This is a genomic window from Actinomadura syzygii (genome assembly GCF_008085905.1).
GTDB lineage: Bacteria > Actinomycetota > Actinomycetes > Streptosporangiales > Streptosporangiaceae > Spirillospora > Spirillospora syzygii.
This window is the reverse complement of sequence record NZ_VSFF01000001.1, coordinates 357831-383622: the sequence shown is the minus strand read 5'-3', so window position 1 is coordinate 383622 and position 25792 is coordinate 357831. Positions and strand designations below refer to the sequence as shown.

The 25792-nt window shown below is 69.2% G+C and carries 19 protein-coding genes and 2 tRNA genes; 6 read left to right on the top strand and 15 right to left on the bottom strand.

Annotated elements, in window-relative coordinates:
• Window positions 1-128: 128 nt before the first annotated feature.
• The 4 genes from FXF65_RS01960 to FXF65_RS01945 form a co-directional block, all read right to left on the bottom strand.
• The gene (locus tag FXF65_RS01960; protein WP_148347860.1) at window positions 129-428 is read right to left on the bottom strand and encodes a helix-turn-helix domain-containing protein; all 300 of its coding nucleotides are present in this window, start codon (window positions 426-428) and stop codon (window positions 129-131) included.
• Entirely contained in the window at window positions 428-796 is a 369-nt protein-coding gene (locus tag FXF65_RS01955) for a type II toxin-antitoxin system RelE/ParE family toxin (protein WP_148347858.1), read from the bottom strand. The genes FXF65_RS01960 and FXF65_RS01955 overlap by 1 nt, the downstream gene beginning before the upstream one ends.
• Window positions 797-989: 193 nt before the next feature.
• Window positions 990-1063: transfer RNA gene (locus FXF65_RS01950), tRNA-Phe, on the bottom strand.
• A gap of 20 nt (window positions 1064-1083) precedes the next feature.
• Window positions 1084-1161 (bottom strand) — tRNA-Asp (locus FXF65_RS01945).
• A 252-nt stretch (window positions 1162-1413) separates the two neighbouring features.
• Here FXF65_RS01945 and FXF65_RS01940 point away from each other — a divergent pair.
• The 3 genes from FXF65_RS01940 to FXF65_RS01930 all read left to right on the top strand — a co-directional run bounded on the left by FXF65_RS01940 (window position 1414) and on the right by FXF65_RS01930 (window position 5925).
• On the top strand, window positions 1414-2838 hold the full coding sequence (locus tag FXF65_RS01940; RefSeq protein ID WP_222868320.1) for an amino acid permease: 1425 nt from the start codon (window positions 1414-1416) through the stop codon (window positions 2836-2838).
• A gap of 112 nt (window positions 2839-2950) precedes the next feature.
• A complete protein-coding gene (locus FXF65_RS01935; protein WP_246198301.1) occupies window positions 2951-4711 on the top strand; it encodes an adenylate/guanylate cyclase domain-containing protein in 1761 nt (586 codons plus the stop codon).
• A 200-nt stretch (window positions 4712-4911) separates the two neighbouring features.
• Entirely contained in the window at window positions 4912-5925 is a 1014-nt protein-coding gene (locus FXF65_RS01930; RefSeq protein ID WP_148347853.1) for a glycerophosphodiester phosphodiesterase, read from the top strand.
• A 33-nt stretch (window positions 5926-5958) separates the two neighbouring features.
• Here the strand turns inward: FXF65_RS01930 and FXF65_RS01925 are convergent, their stop codons facing one another.
• A complete protein-coding gene (locus FXF65_RS01925) occupies window positions 5959-6861 on the bottom strand; it encodes a LysR family transcriptional regulator (RefSeq protein WP_148347851.1) in 903 nt (300 codons plus the stop codon).
• 192 nt (window positions 6862-7053) lie between these two features.
• On the opposite strand from FXF65_RS01925, the gene FXF65_RS01920 reads away from it, so the two are divergent.
• Window positions 7054-8385, top strand: coding sequence for a sensor histidine kinase (locus FXF65_RS01920; RefSeq protein ID WP_148348331.1), 1332 nt, complete (start codon window positions 7054-7056; stop codon window positions 8383-8385).
• Window positions 8386-8485: 100 nt separating this feature from the next.
• Here the strand turns inward: FXF65_RS01920 and FXF65_RS01915 are convergent, their stop codons facing one another.
• Entirely contained in the window at window positions 8486-10228 is a 1743-nt protein-coding gene (locus FXF65_RS01915) for a cyclic nucleotide-binding domain-containing protein (RefSeq protein ID WP_148347849.1), read from the bottom strand.
• A gap of 801 nt (window positions 10229-11029) precedes the next feature.
• Here FXF65_RS01915 and FXF65_RS01910 point away from each other — a divergent pair.
• Both FXF65_RS01910 and FXF65_RS01905 read left to right on the top strand, forming a co-directional pair.
• On the top strand, window positions 11030-11902 hold the full coding sequence (locus FXF65_RS01910) for a helix-turn-helix domain-containing protein (protein WP_148347847.1): 873 nt from the start codon (window positions 11030-11032) through the stop codon (window positions 11900-11902).
• 394 nt (window positions 11903-12296) lie between these two features.
• Window positions 12297-12506 (top strand): DUF397 domain-containing protein, encoded by a 210-nt coding sequence (locus FXF65_RS01905; protein ID WP_246198300.1) that lies wholly within the window; start codon window positions 12297-12299, stop codon window positions 12504-12506.
• A gap of 148 nt (window positions 12507-12654) precedes the next feature.
• Here FXF65_RS01905 and FXF65_RS01900 read toward each other — a convergent pair whose 3' ends face one another.
• The 9 genes from FXF65_RS01900 to FXF65_RS01860 all read right to left on the bottom strand — a co-directional run bounded on the left by FXF65_RS01900 (window position 12655) and on the right by FXF65_RS01860 (window position 25790).
• Window positions 12655-13347, bottom strand: a complete 693-nt coding sequence (locus FXF65_RS01900; RefSeq protein ID WP_148347844.1) for a maleylpyruvate isomerase family mycothiol-dependent enzyme — start codon at window positions 13345-13347, stop codon at window positions 12655-12657.
• Window positions 13344-16298, bottom strand: a complete 2955-nt coding sequence (locus tag FXF65_RS01895) for a right-handed parallel beta-helix repeat-containing protein (RefSeq protein WP_246198299.1) — start codon at window positions 16296-16298, stop codon at window positions 13344-13346. The genes FXF65_RS01900 and FXF65_RS01895 overlap by 4 nt, the downstream gene beginning before the upstream one ends.
• Window positions 16299-16438: 140 nt before the next feature.
• Window positions 16439-17056 carry an alpha-ketoglutarate-dependent dioxygenase AlkB gene (locus FXF65_RS01890; protein WP_148347840.1) on the bottom strand — a complete coding sequence of 206 codons (618 nt, stop codon included), beginning with the start codon at window positions 17054-17056 and terminating at the stop codon, window positions 16439-16441.
• A gap of 52 nt (window positions 17057-17108) precedes the next feature.
• Window positions 17109-17975, bottom strand: coding sequence for a helix-turn-helix domain-containing protein (locus FXF65_RS01885; protein WP_246198298.1), 867 nt, complete (start codon window positions 17973-17975; stop codon window positions 17109-17111).
• Window positions 17976-18473: 498 nt separating this feature from the next.
• Window positions 18474-19538, bottom strand: a complete 1065-nt coding sequence (locus FXF65_RS01880; protein WP_246198297.1) for an XRE family transcriptional regulator — start codon at window positions 19536-19538, stop codon at window positions 18474-18476.
• A gap of 188 nt (window positions 19539-19726) precedes the next feature.
• Entirely contained in the window at window positions 19727-20386 is a 660-nt protein-coding gene (locus tag FXF65_RS01875) for a hypothetical protein (RefSeq protein ID WP_148347836.1), read from the bottom strand.
• 52 nt (window positions 20387-20438) lie between these two features.
• Entirely contained in the window at window positions 20439-21206 is a 768-nt protein-coding gene (locus FXF65_RS01870; RefSeq protein ID WP_148347834.1) for a glutamate ABC transporter substrate-binding protein, read from the bottom strand.
• 577 nt (window positions 21207-21783) lie between these two features.
• Window positions 21784-24876: a DEAD/DEAH box helicase gene (locus FXF65_RS01865; RefSeq protein WP_148347832.1), complete on the bottom strand. Its 3093-nt coding sequence runs from the start codon at window positions 24874-24876 to the stop codon at window positions 21784-21786.
• Between the two features lie 83 nt (window positions 24877-24959).
• The gene (locus FXF65_RS01860) at window positions 24960-25790 is read right to left on the bottom strand and encodes a nucleic acid/nucleotide deaminase domain-containing protein (RefSeq protein WP_148347830.1); all 831 of its coding nucleotides are present in this window, start codon (window positions 25788-25790) and stop codon (window positions 24960-24962) included.
• Window positions 25791-25792 lie beyond the last annotated feature (2 nt).

Below are 25792 nucleotides of genomic sequence, written 5' to 3'. Positions count from 1 at the left end.
TGGGGGAGCGTTGGTCAAGGTTGGACGGTTGGCGACGTGCGCTGATGACGGGCTGGTTCCCGCTGCTGCAGGCAGCTGACCTGGCCTGCGACACCGGGTCGACTCGGAGCCGCCCGAGGTTCTTGGGGTCAGGCTGCTACGTGTTCTCCAACGGTGATGGTGAATGTGGTGTGCATGGCCTTGGCGATTCGGTCCAGCATCGCCAGGGTCGGCACGCCTCCACCGCCCTCGATACGGGACAACGCAGGCTGTGTGATGCCTGCGAGTTCGGCTACCTCTGCTTGGGTGAGTCCCAGTTCCCGGCGGCGCTCGCGGACCATGTCGCCGAGCCGGAGGTCAAGGCCAGCCAGGTCGTACTCGGGGTGGATGGGTGCTCCTTCGCGCAGTCGCCGCTCACGGTCGAGCTTCCACTTGCTGTGCCCGGCCATCACTCGCTCCTCTCATAGACATGGTCTGGCGGTCCTGCGTGGGACGTCTCGCAGACCCGTCGTGCGTTCACCGCTCGCTCCACGTCCCGTGGTTGCGCGTCGTTGCGGACCTTTTGGAAAACCGTTAGTAACACGATCAAGCGGTCGGGGCCGGTCGGTAGCCAGTAGGTGATCCGCCAGGCGGTGTCCTCCAGATGGAAGCGCAGTTCGCGGACGCCGTCGCGTAGTGCTTTGGTGTGGTCTCCATCGAGCATGTCACCTCGGTCGACCAGGTAGTCGTCCACGTTGCGCATGACGCGCTGATACTGAGCGAACGTCAAGGTGTCCAGCCACGTGGCGACCTCAGGCTCCATCTCGATCTCGAACATATGGTTGATGATATATGCCATCGACGGTAAGTCTTGAAACTGAGTCTGTCCAGTCTTGAATCCTTGGGGACCTGGTCGAGGGCGAGCTAGATCCTGTGAGCTTCCGACCGTCCGCCGTGGTCCATCGTCTGTTGCCGTCAAGACGAAAACCCCGGACCGTGTGGCTCCGGGGTCTTTGTGGTGGTCAGTGAGGTGGGCAGGGGCGGGGTCGAACCGCCGACCTTCCGCTTTTCAGGCGGACGCTCGTACCGACTGAGCTACCTGCCCAGGACGTGCGAACGCACGTCTGGCGGTCCTGACGGGATTTGAACCCGCGGCCTCCACCTTGACAGGGTGGCGAGCACTCCTAGCTGCTCCACAGGACCTTGCGTTTCCGAGCCTGGCTGGCCTCGAAGGGGTGTCTTGACGACGTCCGAGAGCATACGCGATGGCCCAACGGTGCGCCAACTCGTTATCGCCGGAGAGGCGTAACGGTGAGATACCGGGCAGATACCGGTTGGCGGGGTGTGTTTCGTGTTGTGGCGTGGACTCCTAGTCTGTCCGGGTTGCGCGCAGCGGCGCGTGACCGGAGGGTTGCGCCGCTCCCGAGGGGCGGCCGGAGATGTGAGGGAGGCCGCGTGGTCGCAAAGCTCCCAGACCAGAGCGCGGAAGGCTACCAGCGAGGGCTCGGGACCCGGCAGATCCAGATGCTCGCGATCGGCGGGACGATCGGGACCGGGTTGTTCCTCGGGGCCGGGGAGAACATCGCCAAGGCCGGGCCCAGCCTGATCCTGACGTACGCGGTGGCCGGGCTCGCGCTGTTCTTCGTCATGCGGGCGCTCGGCGAGTTGCTGACGTACCGGCGGGCGGAAGGGGGGTTCGCGGGTTACGCCCGGGAGTTCCTCGGTCCGTTCTGGGGTTATGCCACGACCTGGACTTACTGGATCATCTGGGTGACGACCGGGATGGCGGAGCTGACGGCGGCCGGCACCTACATCCAGAAGTGGTGGCCGGGCGTCGAGCAGTGGCAGACGGCGCTGGTAGCGCTGCTGGTCCTGTTCGTGGTGAACCTGATCTCGGTGAAGCTGTTCGGCGAGCTGGAGTTCTGGTTCGCCATGATCAAGGTCGCCGCGATCGTGATGATGATCCTGGTCGGGCTCGGGGTGCTGGTCTTCGGGTTCAGCGACGCCGGGGACACGGCCGCGGTGAGCAACCTGTGGTCGCACGGCGGCGTGTTCCCCGAGGGCGGCAGCGCGACGATCATGACGTTGCAGATGGTGATGTTCGCCTATCTGGGTGTCGAGCTGGTCGGGGTGACGGCGAGCGAGGCGAAGGACCCGGAGAAGAACATCCCGCGGGCGATCAACGCGCTGCCGCTCCGGTTCGCGCTGTTCTACCTCGGGTCGCTGCTGGTCATCCTGGCCGTCGTGCCGTGGACGGCGTTCAAGGGCGGCGCGAGCCCGTTCGTCCTGGCGTTCGACAAGATCGGCATTCCGGGCGGCGGGGACATCGTCAACTTCGTGGTGCTGACGGCGGCGCTGTCGTCCTGCAACGCGGGCGGGCTGTACTCGACGTCCCGGATGCTGCGGACGGCGGGCGTGAACGGCGACGGTCCGAAGGCGCTCGGACGCCTGAACGGGCGGGGCGTCCCGGTGCTGACGGTGGTGATCTCGACGCTGGTCATGGGCATCGGCGTCGTGGTCAACGCGGTGGTGCCGGAGAAGGCGTTCGAGTACATCACCTCGGTGTCGACCGGCGGCGCGATCGCGGTGTGGACGGTCATCCTGGTCGCGCACATGGTCTACCGGCGGCGGGCGGCGTCCGGGGCGCTGCCGAAGGCGCCGTACCGGATGCCGTGGGCGCCGTACACCAACTGGGCCGTGCTGGCGTTCTTCGTGTTCGTCACCGTGACGATCGCGTGGGAGCACGACACGCGGATCGCACTGTACGTGATGGCCGCGTGGGTGGCGCTCATCCTGGCCGCGTGGCCGTTCGTCCGGCGGGCCTCGCAGGCGGCCCCGGAGGTCGAGGTCGCCGTGGCAGAGGAGGGCTCGCACGCCTGAGCGCGTGGCGAAATGCCCCGACGGTGATCACCGCCGGGGCATTTCGCGTCGTGGGATGATCCGTGCTGAGCGGTTCCATCCCCCCGGAGGCGCGCAGGTGACCAGCCGAAGCATGCTCGAGATCCGCGTGCGGTGGGTGCTGCTCGTGGTCGTGGGCGTGGCCAACGCGGTCGGGTCGCTGGTCGTGCTGCTGTTCGCGACGTTCGTCGTCCCGGACCCGCCGCTGGACGACCGCGACCACGCGCATCTCGTGAACGCGGCGGCGTTCTTCGGATATCCGGTGGTGGCGGTGCCGGTGGCGCTGTTGCTCGGGTTGCGGCTGTGGCGGCCGGTGGTCCGGCTCGTCCGGGACGGCGGGACGCCCGACCGGCGGCAGCGGCGCGCCGTCCTGCTGGGGCCGCTGCGGCTGACCCAGCTCATCGGCGCGCTGTGGACGGTCGGCGCCCTCGGCTGGGCGGTGCTCGACCTCCTCCTGTTCACCGGACGGCTGGCGATCAAGACCGGCCTGACCTGCCTGCTCGGCGCGGCGACCACCTGCACGATCGTCTACCTGCTGTCGGAGCGGCTGCTGCGTCCGGCGGCGGCGCTGGTGCTCGCCGCGGAGCGGCCGCGGGCGGTCCGGCTGCCGGGGGTGACGACGCGGGTGATGCTGGCCTGGACGCTCGGGACGGCGATCCCGGTGTCCGGGCTGATCTGCGTCGCCGTCGCCGCGCTCGCCGCGCCGGACATCAACGTCACCCAGCTCGCGATCACGATCCTCGGCGTGGGCGGCGCGGCGCTGGCCGCGGGCGGCTGCGTCACCTACATGGCGACGCGGGCGATCGCCGATCCGATCAGGGCCGTCCGGACGGGGATGGCGCGGGTCGAGCGGGGCGACCTCGACACCGAGGTCGACGTGTACGACGCGAGCGAGGTCGGGCAGTTGCAGGCCGGGTTCAACCACATGGTCGCCGGGCTCCGCGACCACGAGCGGCTCCGCGACCTGTTCGGACGCCACGTCGGCGAGGAGGTCGCCGACCTGGCGCTGGAGCACGGCGACATCACGCTCGGCGGCGAGACCCGCGAGGTCGCCGTCCTGTTCGTCGACCTGACCGGGTCCACGCGGCTCGCCGACACGCGGAGCCCGAACGAGGTCGTCGGCCTGCTCAACCGGTTCTTCGGCGTCGTGGTGAGCGTGGTCGCGCGGCACGGCGGCTGGATCAACAAGTTCGAGGGGGACGCGGCGCTCGCCATCTTCGGCGCGCCCACCCGGCTGGAGGACTCGGCGGGCGCGGCGCTCGGCGCGGCCCGCGAGCTGGCGCTGCGGCTGCGCGCCGAGGTCCCGACGCTGGACGCGGGGATCGGCGTGTCCGCCGGACCGGTCGTCGCCGGGTACATCGGCGCGGAGGAGCGGTTCGAGTACACGGTGATCGGCGACCCGGTGAACGAGGCGGCCCGGCTGTGCGACCTCGCGAAGGGCGAGGACGCGCGGGTGCTGGCCTCGGCGGCCGTCCTGGAGCTGGCGCATCTTTGCGAGTCGGGCAGGTGGGAGCTCGGCCGGTCGGAGACCTTGCGCGGACGGAGCCGTCCGACGCGGCTGGGGACGCCCCTGATGTCCCGGTCGTCACGGATGCCTCGGTCGGCTGGTACGCCTCGGTCGTCGTGGGCGCCTCGCCCGCGCCGGATGTCCCGGTCGAGGCGGGCCGTCCCGGCTCCGGCCTCGTCCCCGGAATCGGCTACCGACGCGGCTACCGAGGCGAAACGTGCGGAACGCCGGGTCAGCGTGCCGCGGGCGCTGCGGCGAAGCCGGAAGGTGCTCTTCGGAGTCCTTCTTCTGGCGAGGTCGGCGAAGGAGAGCCGTCCCGAGGACGACGCCGCCGACGGCGGGGCGTAGCGCGAACCCGGGACGGCGGCGGGGCCGTACATGGCCATGGCGGGTTCCTGATCCGGCCAAGACGCCGTGTCCGGGCGGAGTCGCGCGGACACGTTGCGTATCGTCGCCGGTAGTACACGGTCCGCTACCGGCCCGTAACTCCGGCGTCACTGGACGCCCGGATGGTGGGGGCGTCAAGCCCCGGCTCCCGAGAGGTGAAGATGCACCGTCGGAATCGTCTCGCGCTGTTCGCCGTGACCGCCTCGGCGGCGGTCGTCGTCCCGGCGACGCCCGCCACCGCCGGTCCCGTCTCCGTTTCCGCCCCGCTCCGGTCCTCGCCCCAGGGGGCGCCTGAGCCGCCCCCGCCCGGCGCTCCCGAACTGACCCTGCCCGGCGCGCCGGAACCGCGTCCGCGCACGGTGGCCGCGCTCACCGCGCTGTCCGCCGGTGTTACGGACGTTGCGCACCGCGGTGCGTCCGCCTACGCGCCGGAGAACACGCTCGCCGCGTTCCGCCTCGCCAAGGACAAGAAGGCGGACGTGTTCGAGTTCGACGTCCAGGAGTCCAAAGACCACAAGCTCGTCATCATGCACGACACGACCCTGACCCGGACGACCAACGTGGAGCAGGTGTTCCCCGGCCGGAAGTCCTGGAAGGTCTCGGCGTTCACGCTCGCCGAGATCAGGAAGCTGGACGCCGGCTCCTGGTTCGGGAAGAAGTTCAAGGGCGAGCGCGTCCCCACGCTCGACCAGGTGCTGAGCGAGATGGACGGCGGCGGCCTCGGCCTGCTGCTGGAGATCAAGAGCCCGGAGCTGTACCCGGGCATCGAGAAGCGGATCGCCGCGTCGCTGCGGGGCGCGCCGTCCTGGCTGCGGACGGACCCGGCCGAGCGGCGCCTCGTCGTCCAGTCGTTCGACTGGGAGTCGGTGCGCCGGTTCCACGCCGAGCTGCCCAAGGTCCCGACCGGGCTGATCGGCACGCCCAAGACCGCCGACCTGCCGAAACTCGCCGCCTACGCCGACCAGATCAACCCGCCGTACGGCGACCTGACTGCGTCCTACGTGAAGAAGGTCCACGCGGCCAAGATGGACCTCCAGACCTGGACCGTCGACGACCCCGCCGCGATGCGCAAGGCGATCGGGCTCGGCGTCGACGGCGTCATCTCCAACAAGCCGGACGTGCTCCGCCGCGTCCTCCAGGAGTCCGCCCGCAAGACGGCCCGCAAGGCCGCCTGACCCGCGCGACCTGCCAAGCCCGGCGTCAGGGCGTCAGGGCGCCGGGTGGGGGAGCAGGTCGCGGGCGCGTGCGAGGAGGGCCCGCGCGGCAGGTCCGCGCGGGCCTTCGGCGCGCCAGGCGAGCGCGATCCGCCCGGTCAGCCGCGGCCGGACGATCGGCAGCGCGTGCAGCTCGCCCGCCCCGCCCGTCCCGCCCACGGCGGCGGACTCGGGCAGCACGGCGACGCCGAGCCCGTGTGCGGCGAGCTGCGCCAGCACCGGCGGCTCGCCCGCCTCGAACGCGACGCGCGGACGGAGCCCGGCGTCGGCGCACGCCTCGTCCAGGACGGCCCGCACCCCCGTCCCCTGCGGCAGGCAGATGAGGTCGTGCTCGGCGAGCGTCCGCAACGCGACCGTGGACCGCCGCGCCAGCGGATGATCGGACCGGACGGCGGCGTACAGGTCCTGCTCGATGACGGCCCGGATCGCGATGCCGTCCGGCGGGGTCGCGCCGAGGCTGAGGAAGGCGAGGTCGATCCGGCCGTCGCGCAGCCCGGCGGTCAGCGCGGCCGCCTGCTCCTGGACGACGGTGATCTCCACGCCGGGATGGTCGCGGTGGAAGCCGGCGAGGAGTCCGGGCAGGTCAAGGGACCTGATCCAGTCGATGGTGCCGATCGTGACGTGTCCGCGGAGCAGGCCCGTCAGCTCGTCCACCGCCAGCCGCGCGCCCGCGACCGCGGCGAGCGCCGCCCGCGCGTACGGGAGGACGGCCTCCCCGGCCTCGGTCAGCCGGACGGTCCGTCCCGACCGGTCGAACAGCGGCTGCCCGAGCTCCCGTTCGAGCTGCCGGATCTGCGCGCTCACCCCGGGCTGTGCGACGTGCAGCCGGGCCGCGGCCCGGGTGAAGCCCGCCTCTTCCGTCACCGCCACGAAATACTCAAGCTGGCGCAGCTCCATAACCAGAAATGCTAACAGCGGTGTAGTTCAGCGCTGGAGCTTCTGGGACGGCCGCAACCCCGCGCACCATTTCTTTGATCTTTCTTGGGTGCTGCGCTGCTGTTCGGAGGACTGTTTTCGATCTGGGCGGTGATTACCTCACCAGCGGGAGGTCGGGTGTACGGACGGCGCATATGGTCCATACGGGTGCGGATGACCGTGATGGCCGGGACGGTCGCCGCCCTGATCTGCGCCATCCTCAGCACCCTGGTCATCGTCGGGTTGCACGGCCGGGCGGGCGACTACAGGCGCAACCAGGCGATCACCGCGGCGGTCCGGATCGCCTACGAGGTGCGGCGCGAGCCGCTGACGGGGCCGCTCAAGGTGCCGGACGGGGTCATCGTGCAGCTCCTCGACGGCGACCGCCGGGTGATCGCCGGGACGCGCCGGGATCTGGGCGGCTCGCCCATCGCCGGGTTCCGTCCGGCGGAGGCGAACATCTACAGCACCCGCGTCCTCTGCCCGCCGCGCGGGCTGAGGGGCTGCATGTGGGTGTTCGCGTACCGCGTCTACCAGCCGGGCGGGGACTGGTTCATCTACGCGGCCATCCCCAACACCCCCTGGTATGTCAGCGGGGCGCTCCTGCTCGTCGTGATCTGCGTCTCGCTGCTGGTCGTCCTGCTGGTGAGCCTGCGCGCCTGGGGGACGGTCGACCAGACCCTGGCCCCGGTGGACGCGATCCGCCGCGAGCTGGCGGAGATCACCGCGAGCGAGTCGGGCCGCCGTGTGACCGTGCCGGAGAACCGGGACGAGATCAGGCGCCTCGCCGAGGCCGCGAACGCGACCCTCGACCGGCTCGACAGCGCCCTGGAGCGGCAGCGGAGCTTCACCTCGGACGCCTCCCACGACCTGCGCAGCCCGATCGCCGCCGCGCGCGCCCAGCTCGAGGAGGCGCTGCTCGCCCCGGACGACGTCGAATGGCCGACGGTGGCGCGGGCCGTCCTGCAGAGCCTGGAACGGCTCCAGGCGATCGTGACGGACCTGCTGCAGCTCGCCCGCCTCGACGCCGCCGCCTGGCACGGGACGGAGACGATCGACCTCGCCGCGCTCGTCACGATCGAGGTGGCACGGTCCGACCGGACGAAGCGGATCGTCCCGCACCTGCAGGACGGCGTGACGGTGCACGGCGACCGGCTCCGGCTCGTCCGGCTGCTGACGAACCTGCTGGACAACGCCGAGCGGCACGCCGAGTCCCGGATCGACATCACGGTGTGGCGGGAGGACTCGGTGGCCGTCCTGGAGGTCCTCGACGACGGGACGGGCATCCAGGAGAAGAACCGCGACCTCGTCTTCCAGCGGTTCGCGCGGCTCGCGGACAGCAAGGAGCGCGACCCGGCGGGCACCGGGCTCGGCCTGCCCATCGCCCGCGAGATCGCGAAGATGCACGGCGGGACGCTCACCATCGAGGACAGCGACTCGGGCGCCCGGTTCGTCCTCCGCATCCCACGCGGCCAGGACGACGGCCCGGGCGCCGTGGGCCCTTGAGAAGCGGAAAACCCCGCGTCGCGGGGGCACGCGGGGCATCTGGTCGGGGCCGAGGGCGGCCCGTGCGGGGGGACGGGCCGACGTCAGGCCGGGGACGGGTTCACACGGCGGACTGCGCGCGCACTCCGCACAGATGGATCCACCCTTCGGTCTTGAGCTTCTTCACCCTGCAGCTGATGGGCTCGTACTCGGCGCGGTTCACGTAGCCGGGGCCGTGGGCGATGACGGACTCGTAGACGAAGGTGGAGGCGATGAAGCCGAGGTCGGCTCCGGACGCGGCGAGGCGGTCCTTGAGCGGACGCGCGTCGAGCAGCCGGGCGGTGCGGATCAGCGCCCAGCCCGACACGCCGGGCGGATCGGGCATGACGGGCCCGACGTGCACCGCGACCCGCAACTGGAACCGGACCGGCGCGCTCGCCTTCTCGTTGTGCCGGCGCAGCCGCCGCGCCAGCGACGCGATCACGGCGTCGACGACGGCGGCGGTCGGAACCTCGGGCGGGACGACGATCAGCGCGCCGTCGCCGCGGTCCTCCAGGTGGCAGACGCCCCAGGGCACCCCGGCCTCCTCGAACGCCTCGCGCAGCAGCGTATACATGGCACGCCGCATGTCGAGACGGTCGCGGTCGTTGCGGTGGGACTCGCTGAAGCCCGCGATGTCGGTGTAGGCGATGGTGCAGTTCCGGCCCGTCCAGGAGGGTCCGGCTTGGGGGGACGGGGTGAGGACCATGGGCTGGGTCGCCTTGTCCTCGTCGTCATCCTCGTCTTCGTACGGGATGCTCGAAGCCGGGACGAGGTGCGCTCCCTGACCATTCTGGTGCGCTGGGGGTAGGGCCATGGGCACGGTCGCATAGGAATGCTGCTGCCCGTACAGGCTCGGCGGGCCGTCGTTCTCGGCCTCGGGCTGCGCCGCGTAACTGCTCTGTTCTCCTTGGCTGTTCTGGCCTGCGTAACCGTTCTGTCCCGCGTATCCGGGTTGGACGGTGTATCCGGCCGCCGTTTCGTAGCCGTGCAGTGTGCCGGGCGCGTACTGCATCCCGGACCCGTTCTGGGGACCGCCGTACCCGTACTGGGCGGCGGGCCCGTACGGCGGCGGCGCCGTCCGCCTCCGGCCGGACTGCTCGGTCAGCCGGTCGTACAGCTCCCTTTCGAGGACGTCGACCACCCGCGGATGGTCGCTCAGGTACGCGGCGAAGGGCAGCGTCGTCATCCGCAGGCCGCGGACGGTCCCCATGGCGACGATCGTGGCCGACCGGCGCCGCATCAGCAGCGCGGCGCGCTCGCCGATGATGTCGCCCGGACGGCGGAACGCGATGATGCGCTCGTGGCCGTCCCGGTTCACCGAGACCCTGACCGACCCGGCCTGGATCACGACGGCCTGGTCGGCGGCCTGGCCCTCCGCCCACAGGATCGTGCCGACCGGGTAGACGACCTCTTGGGCGATGGCGAGCAGCGCGTCCTGCTCGGTCTCGGTCAGAGCGCCCCAGAAACCCTGGAGCGGAGGCATCAGGCCCGGCCGGACGGCCGACGCGCCGCCCGCCGGAACCGGCGGCCCGGCCCGGCGTGCGACAACCTGACTCCCGGTCCCAGGCCAGACATGCGCCTGCTCCCGGCCGGGCTGCCCTCCTTCGAGATGACTCGTGCTCGGCTGGCCAGGGCCCGGACGTGCGGTCCGGGGGTGTGCGGCTCCGGTGCGGGTGCCGCCTGGGGTGGGGGTCTGGTGGTCGGTGGCGTCCGCCTGGTGCTCGGCGGGGCTCGCCGGTCGGACGGAGTGCCGGTCGGCGGCGGCGTCGAGTTCGGACGGGACGATCTGGTCCGGGTCGTGATGGCGGGTGTGCTCGTCCATCACCGCACCCGACTGGCGTCCGGCCGGGGGGCGGACGCCGGGTTCGCGGGGCGGCCGGCGCCCGCAGGGCGGATGGAGCTCGAAGGGCCGATGTTCCTAGTGGGGTGGATGCCAAAGATAGGGGGATGAAACAGTTGTCCTGACATAACGAGAACCCCATGCTTCGAATTGCGCCTCGCACGCCCTCGGATCGGTCGGCCGAATTGTCGGCCGGGGATCGTCCGGAGTGCCGAAGTCGCCTTCACCTACTAGCCCGAAGCGCGTGATCGCGGCTAGACTGGTGAGGTCCGCAGAGAACGTTTTGGCAGGTCAAGCCCAGGTCCTTCTGCGTTTTCACAGGGTGCCGGTAAAGGCCCGCCGCCACGGTCTACGCGGTCCCGAGGAGTCGCTCTCCGCTTTCCCTCCGATCGGCCTGGCTCGCGACCGGTGATCGTCGGAAGGCGGTGGGCGACTCTATTCTCTGTTTCCGGTGATGCCGAAAAGTCGCTGTCGCGTCGCGTGCCTCCCCGTCCGGGCGTCACCCTGAGTGAGAGCCGCCCCGCCCTCTGGTAGCAGCGCGCCCGCTGTCATACCGGAGTCTGGTAGTTTGCTACCTAGCACATTACAACATGGCCTACGGGCATGCAGCAGTCTGGAAGCTTCAGACCGGAGTTATGGGCGATATGACGGGGTCTGTTTCTTGAGTAGGGGCTCGCGGGGGCGACGTCAGGTGGCCTTATGGCGTGACGTACCATGCGAGGTAGCGAGCTGCCAGATTGCACGCGGCCTGGTGGCATCGACTACATAGAGTGAGCGATTGAGATGACCAGTGACCAGGGGCCGATCGTCCAGAGCGCACTTCTGCGGGCCGAACTCGTCCGACTGCGGAAAGAGAAGGGCCTGACGCAGGAGTACGTCGCCGGTGAACTCGAATGGTCCCCGTCGAAGCTCATTCGGGTCGAGGGAGGTAAGAACTCCATCACCCGCACCGATCTGCAGGCATTGCTGAGGGTGTACGGCGTCACCTCGGAGGAACGGCAGGAACGGCTGCAGGCCCTCGCCCGCGGCGCGCGTGAGCCCGCCTGGTGGAACGAGTACAAGGGCGAGCTCAATCCCAGCTTCCTCAACTACGTGGGCTATTCGGCCGGCGCGGCCTACATCCGGCAATTCCACGGCACGGTGGTCCCCGGGCTCATGCAGACACCCGAATACGCGGAGGTGCTGGCCACCGGCAGGGCGTCCGAGCGGGCCCGGGTCCTCGCGGTGAGGCTCCGTATCCAGCGGCAGAAGGAGCTCGCCGAGCGCCGGAACCCGCCGCGGCAGCACTACATCATCGACGAGGCGGTCATCCGCCGCCACGTGGGCATCGGCACCGATCCGGCGATCATGCCCAACCAGCTGAACCGCATCGCCGACGTCGCCGAACGAGACGATCTGGTGACCGTGAGGGTCCTTCCGTTCGCCGTCGGTGCGCATCCCGGGCTCGACGGGCCGTTCAGCCTGCTCGAGTTCGACGGCGACCTCGATGACGTCCTCTACCTGGAGGGTCGGCCCGGCGCCAGCGTGATGCTCTCAGGTGACGACGAGGCGATTCCCGAGTATCGCGATGCCTTCGAAGAACTTCGCGAAACGGCGCTGTCGGCCGACGAGTCGATCACGCTCCTCCGGCAGGCCGCCGAAGACCTGATGGGCTGACCGACCCGAAGCCCGACGGCCCCGCAAGACCGATGGCCCTCCTCGAAACCGAGGCCCTCCTCGAAGACCTGACGGTCCGACTCATCGAGCCGATGGCCTGACTCGACCGCCGTAACTCCGTTTCACCGCGAAATCGTCGTATCACTCCTCCCCGACGCCACCGGAGGTGACAGCCGCGCAAGGCACCTACAAGGCGAGTGGCCCGCATAGCACGCAGCGTGATCTTGTGGTCCCGTGTAGGCGGAATAACAGGAACCGTTTACACTCGTGATCGGGAAATTATCCACAAGGTCGTGGTTTGTTGTGCCCTGCTTGGTGCTCGCCCGGCGGGTGTTCTTGCCCGATCGGATGGCGAGACGGCACCCGCCGACATCGGATGGAGGGTTGCTGGATCGTGAACCTGTCGAAACAAGTGGCGTCGCTGACCTGGCGCAAGGGCAGCCAGAGCGGTGGGGCGAACGAATGCGTCGAGGTGGCGGCCCTCGGCCGAGTGGCCCTGGTCCGTGATTCGCGCGATACCGCGGCGGGCGTCCTGACGCTCGATTCTGCACAGTGGAATGCGCTGGTGTCGGCGATCCGGAGCGGCGAACTGGACGCCCGTTGAGTCCCGCGACGCATTTACGGGACCGTCTTGGAAAACTGTGGACATAAACCGTCGCGCGACGGCTTGACTGTGCACTCCTGACAATCGGCGCCGAAAACGCGCGAATGAGCAGGGGCGCGGCGGAGGCGGCGGAAGGCGGGCCGCCGCCTCAGTAGAGGAACGGGACCGAGATCCCCTCGACGCCAGTGAGGTCGTCGCCGGAGGAGCGTCCCATCAGCCAGGCGAGCAGGGACGCCTCAGTGCCCGCGACGACGCGGGCACCGTCGCCGAGGTCGCATCCCGTGTCGGTGGCGCGTAGCCGCAGGTCGGGCGCGTCGTCCCGGCGGGCGAACGCGGCGACCACGGTGCCGAGCATCCGGGCCGTGAAGTCGGCGGGCCAGTCGCGGGGCGTGAACCCGGCGTCCAGGTCGACGTGGTGGACGAGCACCTCGGTCAGCCGAGCGTCCGACGCCCGCGCGGCGGGATGCCGGATGCCCGACGTCCACTGGACGACCCGATCCCAAGCCTCCTCGGACATCAGCGTGTAGGCGTCGGCGAACCGGCGGGCGCTCTCCCGCACGTCCGCGACGAGGGTGGCGGCGGGACGTCCCGCACCGTCCTCGATCTCGGCGGCGCGGGCCTCCACGCTCGGGTACTCGTAGGACTCGACGCCCGTCCGCGCCCAGGTCAGCAGGCGCGTGCCGCCGTCGGCGTTGCGCGCGACGTGGGTGAGGACGTGCCCGCGCGTCCAGCCGGGCAGCGGGGACGGCGCGCGGCACGCCGCGTCGTCGAGCCGCCCCGCCGTGACGAGCAGGGCCCGCGTCGCGGCCGTGATCGTGGCGAGCGGCTCGACTCTGCTCACGGCGCGATGTCTGCGGGGAGGAGGGTGGAGAGTTGTTCGGTCGTCAGTTCGGTGCCGCCGCCCGCGAGTTGCTCGGTGCGGCGGGCGTGCGCGGTGACCGCCGTCCGGAACAGCTTGTCGACCTCGCGGCCGTTGCCCTCCAGGTACCGCTCGCGATGCGCTTCGAGGTGCGCGACGAGGGCCTCCCGCGTCGGCTCCGGGACGAGGTAGTCCGCCGCCTCCGCCTTGCCGAGGAAGATCGACACGAGCCCGTCGACGTCGTAGGGGCGGAAGGTCAGCGTCCGCGCGAACCGGGAGGCGAGGCCCGGGTTCGCGGCGAGGAAGCCGTCCATCTCCGACGAGTACCCGGCGGCGATCACGATCACCTCGTCGCGGTGGTCCTCCATCAGCTTGACCAGGGTGTCGATCGCCTCCAGCCCGAAGTCGTGCCCGCTGTCGACGGGCCGCGACAGCGAGTACGCCTCGTCCACGAACAGGACGCCGCCGCGCGCCCGCTCGAACACCTCCGCCGTCTTCTGCGCGGTGTGCCCGACGTACTGCCCGACGAGGTCGACCCGCGCCGCCTCGACGACCTGCCCCTGCGCGAGGACGCCGAGCGCCGCCAGCAGCTCCCCGTACAGCCGCGCGACCGTCGTCTTGCCCGTTCCCGGCGGACCGGCGAAGACCAGGTGCCCGGTGAACGGCTCGGCTTCGAGACCGGCCTCGCGGCGGCGGCGGGACGAGGCGAGCAGGTCCAGCAGGTCGCTGATCTCCTGCTTGACCTCGGTGAGCCCGGTCATCCCGATCAGCCGGCCGAGGACGTGCGCGACCTGGTCGGAGTCGCGGGCCTCGCCGAACCGGGCGGCGAGGCCCGTCTCGACGTCGAGGTCCTCGGCGAGGAGCAGGCTCAGCTCGTCGCCGGACGGCAGTTCGGCGAGATCGGCGAGGCGCTGCGCCTGCCGTTCCACCGCCGCCTCGAACACCCGGCGCGCGGCCCGCCCGTTGCCGAACGTCGCGTCCCGCCGGACGGACTTGAAATGGTCGAGGATCGCGTCGCGCGCGTCGTCGGACAGCCGGTAGCCGTCCTTCTCCGCCTGCGTCGCCGTGATCTGGAGGAGCTCGGCGGGGCTGTAGTTCTCGAACTCCACCGTCCGGGAGATCCGCGATTTCAGGCCCGGGTTCGCGCTGAGGAACTCGCGCATCTCCGCCGAGTATCCGGCGGCGATGACGACGACCTCGTCGCGGTGGTCCTCCATGAGCTTGACGAGGGTGTCGATGGCCTCCTGCCCGAAGTCGGTGCCCGACGTCTTGCGGGACAGCGCGTACGCCTCGTCCAGGAACAGCACCCCGCCGCGCGCCCGGTCGAACGCGGCGGACGTCTTCAACGCCGTGCCGCCCACGTTCTCCGACACGAGGTCGGCCCGGCTCACCTCCACGACCTCGCCGTTCTCGACGACGCCTAGCGCCGCGAGGATGCGCCCGTACAGGCGCGCGACGGTCGTCTTGCCCGTGCCCGGCGGTCCGGCGAACACCATGTGGCGGCCGATCGCCGGGCCCGGCGGCAGCCCGGCGAGGCGCCGCTGCTCGGCCACCTTCTGCAGGTTCGTCAGCTTCCTGATCTCGCGTTTCACCCCGGCGAGGCCGACCATCGCGTCCAGTTCGGCGAGCAGCGCGTCGGCCGTGCCTCCTCCGCCGCCGCCGTCCGGGCCCGCGCCCGGCGTGCGGCGCGCGCCCTTCGGCGGGACGGGGCCCGCGCCGGGCGCCGCCTCCGGTTCCCGCACCTGCGCGGTGGGCGGCTCCTCCGGCTCGAAGTCGAAGGCGTCCGGGACGGCGTTCCCCTCGCTCGTCACCCGCTCCATCTGCACGCGCGCCGACGGGGCCGCGAGGACGCCCGACCCGCCGCTGTTCAGGATCGAGCAGTCGCGGAGGAGCACGTCCGAGCCGGGGTCGGCGTTCACCCCGCACGTCGTGCTGCCCGTGACGGTGGTGCGGTCGAACGTCCCGTCGCCGTCCGTGCCCACCAGGACGCCGGTCGTCGCGCGCTCCACCCGGCCGCGCAGGAACGTGGCGCGGGCACGCGCGCCGACGTACACGCCGTTCAGCGCCGCTTCGACGACCTCGCAGTCCTCGAAGGTGGCGGTGGCCTCCTCGACGGCGATGCCGGTGCGGAGCGGCGACTCAGCCCGGACGCGCTTCGCGGTCAGCGTCGCGCCCGCCGTCACCCACACGGCCTCCAGCGCCGCGTCCGCGATCAGGCAGTCCTCGGCGAGCGCGTTCGCGTTGTCGCGGACGACGAGCGAGCACTGCCCGGACCCGTGCAGCGCCGAGTTGCGGACGGCCGCGTCCGCGCGATCGTCCACCAGGACGGCCGCCGCCCCGGCGCCCGTCACCGTGCACTGCTCGATCAGCGGCCTGGAGCCCTCCGTGACCCAGATCCCGCTGCCGCCCGGGTCCTCGATCCGGCAGGACCGGACCGTGACCGCGCTGCCCATCCGGATCGCGACCGCGTTGCCGTCCGGCCCGGAGACGTCGGTGGACTCCATGATCCCGGACGCGGCCGAGTACACGACGGCGCCGTCCTGCACCCGGCAGTTCTTCAGCGCGAGCCGTCCGCCGTTCCACGCCCGCACGGCCACCGCCTCGGACCGGCTCACGAACTGGCACTGCTCGGCGAGGACGCTGCCCTCGGAGACGTCCAGCGCGGCGCCCTCCGCGCTCCAGTTCCGGATGACGAGGCCCTGCAGCGTCACGTTGCCGGTCAGCTCGATCGTGGCGTCCGTGGCGCCGTCCAGCGTGACCGACCCTGGACCGCCGACGGCCGTCAGCACGAAGTCGCCCGAACTGCGGAACCCGGTGTTCGGATACTGGCCGGGCTCGATCAGGATGTGCCGCCCGGCGGGCGTGAACGGCGGGACCGGCGCCTGCAGCGCGTCCAGTACCGTCCGATACGCCCCCGGAGAGGTCTGAGACACGACCAGACGAAGCAACGGGCCTCCTCCCGAATCACCGTTATGGTGCCATGAGGTGACCTGTTCCTGCGGCCCGATGGCGCTCGCTCAACCCCCTTCCGTGTGCCTGCCTGAACTCCTGGCCGGTGGCTTGGTGGTGATGGTCAGCGGACTCCGCGGGGCCTGAACTGCACGCTGATCCGCGGGCCGGTCACGCGAGCGCTCTTCGGGATGGCGTGTTCCCACGTGCGCTGGCAGCTTCCGCCCATCACGATCAGGTCGCCGTGCCCCAGCTCGTGGCGGACGGTCGCGCCGCCGCCGCGAGGCCGGAGGAGCAGGCTCCGGGGAGTTCCCACTGACAGGATCGCGACCATGGTGTCTTCAGTTGCGCCCCTCCCTATCCGGTCGCCGTGCCAGGCGACGCTGTCGCGTCCGTCCCGGTAGAGGCAGAGCCCCGCCGTACGGAACGGTTCGTTCAGTTCGCTTGCGTAGTGGTCGTCCAGCGCGGACTTCGCCTCGTCCAGGACGGGGTCGGGCAGGGGAGCGCCCTCGTCGTAGAAGGCGAGCAGGCGCGGGACGTCCACGACCCGGTCGTACATGTGCCGCCGCTCCGCCCGCCACGGCACGGTCTCCAGCAGCCGCTCGAACAGCGCGTCCGCCCCGGGGATCCAGCCGGGCAGGACGTCGACCCAGGCGCCCCCGGACAGCCGCGTCCGCCGCGCGTCGCTCAGGGGACGTGGACCGCGCTCGTCCGTGTCGTCCAGCAGTGAAGCCTGGAACATGCCACCACTGTACCCGCTGAATCAAACATGTGTTCGATCGGCGGCGCCGGACTCAGAATTCCTTCACCAGCTCCTTGAGGAGCGTGACGCTGCGCGCGGGCGGCGCGGCCCGGATCGCGAGCAGGTCCATGATGTGCTGGTAGCGCTCGGCCTCGCGGCCCTCCGGGTAGCGGGCGCTGGTGAGCTGTTCGAGGTAGACGACGTCGTCCAGCTCGTCCTCCCCGAACCGGATGATCGTGACCGGCCCGCCGAGCGCGAGGTGCCCGCCCGCCGCGAACGGCAGGATCTGGATGTTCACGTTCGGCAGCGCCTCCGCGACGGCGATCAGGTGCTCGACCTGGGCGCGCATCGTCGCCGTCCCGCCGATCGGCCTGCGCAGCGCCGCCTCGTCGATGACCGCCCACAGCCGGACAGGCGTGACCGAGCGAAACAGGATCTTCTGCCGCGTCAACCGCACCGTGAGCCGCCGGTCGAGCCCGTCGTAGCCCGCGTCGAAATGCTCAAGCCCGATGACGGCCCGCGCGTACTCCTGCGTCTGGAGCAGCCCCGGGACGTACTGCACCTCGTAGGAGCGGATCGTCGTCGCCGACTGCTCAAGGCCGACATACTGCTCGAACCAGCTCGGCACGACGTCGCCGTAGCTCTGCCACCAGCCCGGCTTCTTCGCCTCCTGGACGAGTTCGACGAAGCTCTCCCGCTCGTCCTCGTCCTCGATGCCGTAGAGGTCCAGCAGGTCCAGGACGTCGCGGACCTTGAAGCCGTGCCGGCCCAGTTCGAGGCGGCACATCTTGGACTCCGAGCCGCGGATCGCCGCACCGGCCTCGGCCCGCCCGATGCCCCTGTCCTCCCGCATCCGACGCAGCCGCGCGCCGATCTGCATGCGCAGCGCGGTCGGACCGGCCTCCCGATTGTCCAGCACTCTTTCTCCAGTGCTCGTAGGCCACGACGACCCTCGGAGGGTCTCACAGGCATTGCCGGACGCGCAGGAGACCTCGCGTCAGAGATATGTCACTCTCGTCCCGGCTTTACAAATCTCATCATCAGCATGATTGGCAAGAACCCCCATTGCCTGCCCGCCGCCGACCCGCCCCGCACCCTTTCCTGCGTCCGTGTCCTGGCTGACCTCCGTCCCGCTGCGGGCGGACTGGGGTGTCCTTCCCCTTTCCCGTATTTGTGGCCGGGCGCTCCGGGTTGGGCTGGCCTCGTTCGGGGTGGCGGGGGTTCGGTCGGCTGTGTCAGCTGTGGCCGGGGCGCTCCGGGGTGGCGGGCTTGTTCTGGCGCCGTGGGACTCGGGTCCGGCGTGTCAGCTGCGGACGGGACGCTCCGGGTTGGCTGCCGGGCTCGTTCTGGCGCCGTGGGGTTCGGTCGGGGTGCCGTGGGGTTCGGTCGAGGGTCCCGTGGGGTTCGGTCGGCCGTGTCAGTTGTCGTTGGGGACGGTGGTGTGGCGGCGGTGGGGGACGAGTAGGTCCAGGTCGGCTCTGGTCACGTGGGCAAGGGCGGCGACTCGGTCGCGGTCGGTGCCCGCCGTGGCGACGATCTCCAGGGCTCGGGTCAGCATCGTCGGCTGTTCGAGCGGGCGCGCCGGGCCCGGCTCCTGGCGCCGCCAGCCCCGCGAACTCAGCGCGGACATCGCCGTCCGGTACGCGGTCTCCGTCATCACGCCGAGCGTGCGCGCCCGGTAGAGGAGCGCCGCCATGCTGACGCCCCACGCCGCTTTCAACTCGGCGAGCCGTTCCCAGTCGGCCTGAGCCGGCAGTTCATCGCCGATCTCGTCGGCGGGCATGAGGAATTCCGCCGCGAACCGGTGCGCCTGATCTTCGACGATCTTCTCGCCGGGTTCGGCGTCGGCGTGCATCACCAAATGGCCCAGCTCGTGCGCGCCGTCGAAACGGTTACGCCAGTAATCGCCTTTGGCCGGATTGAAGAAGACCATCGGGCGCGGATGGACGCCGACGCTGAACGCGTCCACCCGTTCCGCCGCGTCCGGCAGCACGAGCACGACCACGCCGTGGGCCTCCAGCAGGCGCACCACGTGCGGCACCGGTCCGGGCTCGGCGACCAGCGCCTTGCGCGTCAGCCTGGCCGCCTCGACGGGACCGCTCCCGGCGATCTCGTCCGGCGGGACGACGTACTCCGGCAGCTCCACCTCGGGAAGGTCGACGAGCTCCTCAAGGGCGGCGACGACGTCCGTGGCGATGCGCCCGTAGGCGAGCGCCTGGTCGCGCTCGATCTGGCTGGTCGAGCGCAGCGAGCGGAAATGCGCGCCGTCCAGCGACACCGGGCTCCGTCCGGCGCCGAAGAACGTCACGGGCACGCCCAGCGTGATCGCCAGGCGTCTGACGGTCGGCTCGTCGGGCCGCTGCACCCCGGCCTCGTACCGCCCGATCGCCTTCGGCGTCGTCCCGACGGCCTCCGCGAGCTGGTTCTTGCGCAGTCCCCTGAGCCGCCTGGCGAGCGTCAGCCGCTCGCAGTCGAACAGCACCCGCGCCACCCTTTGCTAACCCGATCTCCGTTGCCGACCCGATCCTGCCGCCAAGCCGACCTGATCGCCAGGCCAACCTCTGCTCCAGGCTGGTCTCATCGCCGGGTCAACCTCATCGCCAGGCTGACGCCGTCGCCAGGCCGACCCCGCCGGTAAGCCCGATCCGGTTCGTCAGGCCGATGCCGTCATCAGGCCGATCTCGTCTCCCTGCGGAGCCGCATGGGGACGTCGTCGGTGTCGTCCTTGCCGTCGGCGTCGTCCCAGAGCGGCATGGTCCGCTCGACGAGCTTACGACGTGGATCAGGTCCGATGGCGTCGTCGATCTCCCGTATCCAGTGCCAGGCCGTACCTCCATCCGCGTTCCACCTGGGACGTCCCAGGAAAAGCTCCATTTCCAGCGGTTCCTCGCTGGCGCTGTGCGCGAGGACCAGCGTGATCACCCCGGGCGTGTCGCGCTGGATCCCGAGCGGCAGCTCCAACTGCGGATCGTCGACGTACCCCTGCCGCGCCACGGCCTGCTTGGTGGGACTGGCCCGGTCCCAGCGGATCGCCCGGACGTTGCCGAACTCATGCCGTTTCAGCAGCACCCGGTAGGGCCCGTACCGCCACCCGGGGGACCCGTTCAGGTCGTCCCGGACGACCGTCTCCGCCAGGTCGCGCTTGAAGACGCGGTCGAGATGGCTCTCCAACAACTCGAACGCGCCGACCCCGTACGTCCGCTCCTTGAACCCCGCCGCCCGGCTCAGCCCCCCGAACAGGACCAGCGTGGCCTCCCGGTGCGCGTCCCGCAGGGCATGCAGGAAGCCCGCCGTGCGGAGTTCGTCCCAAACGACCCTGTCCTCAGCCACGCCGCCACCCTAGGCGGCGCCTCCGACATTCCGAGCCGCCTCCCCCGAGCCCCTACGAGCAGCCCTCGAACTGCGGGACCTCCTCGACGAGCGGGATGCGGCTCTTCCCGAACCACTTGCGCAGGAGCTTGGCGGCCGTCCCGTCCTGGTACATGGTGGTGATGGCCCGGTTGACCTTCTCGCACCTGTCGATCTCGCCCTTGCGCATCCCGACGCCGTAACTTTCGTCGGTGAACGGCTGGTTGAGGATGTGCAGGTCGTTCGCCGCGAATCCGGCCAGCACCAGATCACCGGTGGAAACGGCGTCGACCGCCCCGGCGCGCAACTTCGCCACACAGTCGCTATAGGACGACCCCGGGACGAGCTTCGCCGGAATGCTCAGCCCCGTGACGACCCGAGCCGTCGAAACCGAACCGCTCGCCTGGCACATCCGCCGTCCCGTCAGGTCGCGCACACTGCGAATCGTGGTCTCACCGCTACGCACCATCACGTCCTGATGCGCCACGTAATAGGCGCCACCGAACGTCACCAGCTTCGCCCGATCGGGCGTGATCGAGTACGACGCCAGCACGAGGTCGACGGAATGGTCGTTCAGCTTCTGTTCCCGGTTGTCCGACCGCACTTCCCGGAACCGCACCCGCGACGCCCCGAGTCGACGCGCGATATAGGTCCCGACATCGACCTCGAACCCGCGGAACACCCCTTGCTCCCGGTAACCGAGACCAGGTTGATCGGCCTTGACGCCGACGACGATGACCTCGTCCCCCGAAACCGAAGCCTGCGCCACGGTGCACCCGACCAGCGCGACGCTCAAAACCATGACCCCGAATACGGAACGCACCCGCCATGGCTACAACCACGACGCGATCAACAGATGAACGCCACATGTTCTGCCCGCGACCGCAACATGTCACCTACCAAAAGGCCACACTTCACAGGGCCGAACCCGGCACCGCCATCAGCCCTTACGCCGCTTCTGCTTCTGCCGCTGCTTCCGCTTCTGCTCCCGCTCCCGACTGCTCCGCACAGGCGCGGCCTTCCCCTCCGCCACGTAACTCTCGTGCTGCTGCCACCCCTGTAGCCATTTCCACCCGGCCCCCAACGCGGCCGTAGTCCCCGCAATCATGAACGCGGTCACCTGCCCCTCGTCCAGATGAGCCTCAGGCACAGCCTGCGCCACAACCCCCGCCAACCACCCAGCAGCCACAGCGAACACAGGAGTCAACAAAGCAACCCCCCGCCCCAACCACGACCCTTCCCCATCCGGCCCCTGCTCCTCCGGATTCCCCTCATCCGCCACTACCTACCACCAACTCCCTTGCAGAGCGACGTGTCTACCTCGGCGCGCTAAGCGTGATGGACCAACTACAGACCGGGCATCCGACCTGGCGCAAGTGTCAGCCGGTATTCACTTTGGCGTAGTGAAAGACATCTGCCGGAAGCGGATAGGACAGCTCCCAGACGATGCGCATCGGCCGCTCACTTTCGTGTGAGAGGTACGTCATGGGCCCGGCGTAGTCGTAGGCGTCTTCCTTCTCTTCACGCAGGAACAGGTGGACCGTCGAGCCACGGGCAGCATGGTTGATGTAGCGCCGCCCGGTCTCCGAGTGCTCCCGCGTCCGGCCCTGGGATTCCCACTGGAAGAGCGTCTGGCTGATCGCCCTGTCGTTGTACATCGTGGACGGAGTGAACTGTGCCTCGGTCTTGTTGATCGTGACCAGGAAGACGTCCGCATGCAGGTCAGGGAACCACTGGACGCCAGCGACCATGTAGCCCGAGATCTCCAACCCGAACGCGGCCAGGGCCTCGCCTCGGGTATAGCGACCGTGAAGCCGTAGCGGCATGTCAGAGAGCTCGGGTACGACCGGCGTGAGGCGGTCGATTCTCGCATAGAGCACGTCGATCACTTCGAGAAGCTCTTCGCGGCGCGCGGAGTTGATCCACAACCGAGCCAGATGCTGCTCCACTGCGCTGAGCCCCTTACGGGCATCGAAAGCCGTGTTCAGCATTGACAGCAACAGCTGTTCCCGAAGGCTCGCCTCAGCAAGGCTCGGTGGAGTTGGTCGGCTGAGAAGATCGCGAAGAAAGTTGAGGCGTTCTGGGTCGTTGATGTGGAGCAACCGGCCGATCATTTTGCGTTGGCTCGTGTCGTCCTCCGCAGACAGAATCGGGCGCGGATCGAGATTCGCATCTCGGCGCAGCGCCGCCCATCCGCCTCTGGTGCCGCGGTAGAGATCCTCAACTTCCCGTCCGCTGTGGTCGAGGAAGTCGCCCAGCGACACATCGCCTTGTTCTTTCAGCTCGGAAGTAAGGTCCTTCCAGCGAAGGCTTAGGGTCTGCTTAATGTTGGCCAAAACGATCTTGCTGACTTCGCGATCCAGATCGATGGAGCAGCCAGCGGGCAGGGTGGGGAAACCAGCCTCTATCTCATGCCCTAGCTGCCCACGACGCTTCCCGGTCAGCGCGGTGAACCGTCTATCGAACCGGAACTCCTTGCGCTGCAGACCAACGAAATCTAGAACAGTGAGGACGGGCTTGTTGCTGGTCAGCCTGAGACCCCGACCCAGTTGTTGAAGGAAGACGGTAGCGCTCTCAGTTGGCCTGAGGAACAAGACGGTATTGATGTCAGGAACGTCCACGCCCTCGTTGAACAGGTCGACGGTGAAGACTATCTTGCTCTCGCCGCTGCGGAGTTTCTGTAGGGCGGTGGCGCGCTCCTGAGCCGTCATCTTTGACGTGACGGCCAGGGCGGGGATCCCTCGCTGAGTGAACCGGGAAGCCATGAATTCCGCATGGGCGATGCTCACGCAGAAGCCGACGGCCTTCATCGCTACCAGGTCATCGAGCTTTCTCTCCAAAGCTTCGACGACCATGGAGACGCGGGCATCATGGCGGGTGTAGAGCTCAGTCAGCTCATGAGCGTCGTAGTGACCGCTTCGCCAGGAGACGTGTGAGAGATCTACGTCGTCGTGGATGCCGAAGTAGTGGAATGGCACGAGCATGCCGCGTTCCAGCGCTTCCCACAGGCGAAGCTCGGCAGTGGGACGCCCCCCGTCGAACCAATGCAAAATGTCTTCGCCATCGGCGCGCTCGGGTGTTGCGGTGAGGCCGAGCAAAGCAACAGGGGTGATGTCGTCGAGAAGCTCACCGTAGGAGCGTGCCGCTGCATGGTGGAATTCGTCAACGATCACCATATCGAAACGATCAGGCGCGAGATGAGGAAGCGACCTGAGTGATTGAATGGACGCGAACACATGTCGCCACTGCGAAGGACGGTCCCCGTCCACCAGTAGTTCGCCGAAGGTCGCGTCCTTCAGCACGGTACGGAACATGGCGAGGCTCTGCGCCAAGATCTCCTTGCGATGGGCAACAAAGAGAAGTGACTCCACCTTCCCGGTTTCGCGAAGACGCTTATAGTCAAGAGCGGCCACTATGGTCTTGCCAGTGCCCGTTGCCATGACGACAAGGTTGCGCCAGTGGCCACGGTTCTCCCGTGCCGCCTGGAGCACGTCGAGAACTTCTTGCTGGTAGGGCCGCGGCACAACATCGATGTTGGCTACTTGGAGCGGAAGGTTCCGCTGGTCGCCCCGCTCGCTGGCGAGTGCGGTCGCGAGCCGCTGGTGGTCGCGGTCGGGGTCGTAGAGTTCGAAGGCGGGGTCGTTCCAGTAATCTTCGAAGGTCGCCGCGAACGTATCGACAAGGTGTGGCTGCTCGGCCCGGGCGAGCCGCACATTCCATTCCACCCCGTCCAGCATCGCCGTCCGCGACAGATTGGACGAGCCGACATAGGCGGTATCCAACCCGGAGTTCCGGTGGAACAGCCAAGCCTTGGCGTGTAGTCGGGTGCGGTGCGTCTCGTATGAGACAGCCACGTCGGCACCCATGGAGACGAGCCTTTCGACCGCGCGGAGTTCCGTTGCGCCCATGTAGGTCGTTGTGATGACCCGCAATTTTCCGCCGCGGGAGAGGAAGTCCCGCAGGGCGTCCTCGATGAGTCGAAGGCCGTGCCACTTGACGAAAGCGATGAGGAGATCGACCCGATCGGCGGACGCCAACTCCTTGACGACCTCACGCCCGATCTGCGGCTGCTCGCGCCCGTTGACAAGCAGGGCGCTGGAGGTCAGAGGGACGTCCGGCCGTTCCGGGAAGGCGACGGCACCGTCCGGCAAGCGACCTTCGGCAATGGCGAGCAACACGTCCTGGCTCGAAGCGAGGAGGTCGTCGCCGCTCGCCGCCTCTGGGACCACGGACGCGATCGCATGGCTGATGCGGTTGGCGGCGCCTACCTGGTCGGCGATGTCCGCCTGCTGCCCTCCGGCGATCCTGAGCGCGCGACGGATTTGGGTCGCCAGATGTCGGACGAGCAACTCCTCGGCGTCGACTCTTTTCAAGTCATCGCGATGGACGAGGTCGCTGTCGACTGCCTCCAGACGCCGCTGTAGCTCGGCGGTGACGACCTGCTCATAGATGCCGGGGGCAAGCTCAGCCATGGGCTAACGGTAGAGGAGGCCCCGGACAGAAACGCCGATAACTGGAGAGTCGGCTAGGGGCGGCTAGGGGCGGCTAGGGGCGGTTAGGCGGTGGTGGATTGGATTAGGTCTAGGAGGCCCTCTTCTCGGTTTTGGGCGGTGGGGCCGTAGTCGTGGCTGTAGGTGAAGTCGGCGTTGGGGAAGAGGTTCAGCCACATGGCGCAGTAGTTGCCGGGCATGAAGCAGGGTTCTAGTTCGGTGTAGACGCGGGTCACCTGGTCGGGGTGGACGCCCTGGGCGGAGAGGCGTGCCCAGAGGGTGTGTTCGGGGTGTTCTACGCCGACGCGGGTTTCTTCGGTCTCTATGTGTTTGGTGCCGTCGGGTTCTTCTATTTCGAAGGCGACGGAGGCGGGGAAGCTCAGGGCGTGGCGGATGAGTTCCAGGACGCGGGGCCACCATGATTCGTCGTCGTCCAGGGCTGGGGCGTCTGTTTGCAGGAGGCGGGTGCGGAGGGTGCGGAAGACTTCGACGGGGTCCTTGGAGCCGGGGGAGCGGAGGGTGGGGAGCGCCTCGTCCAGGGCTAGGAGCGATTCTAGGAAGGCTGCTGCGTCGGCGTTTACGTGCATTGGGGCTACGTCGGCTACTACGAAGACTGCTTCGATCGCGCCGGTGGGAGTTATGCAGAATTCGGCGCCCTGGTCTGTGCCCAGGCGGCACCATGTGGCCTTTTCGGGCGGGAGGTGCGGGGCGTCTATTGAGGCCGCGTATTCGCCGAGCGTGAGGGGTTCGTCGTCCGTGGCGTAGAAGTACGGCGGGACTTGGACGGGTAGTCCGGCGGCGAGGGCGGGGCGGGCCGCCTCGGGGACGGATGCCGGGTCGATGGGGCGCAGGGCGCCGAAGTGCTCGGTTAGGCGGGTGGCCAGGTCTTCCCTCATCG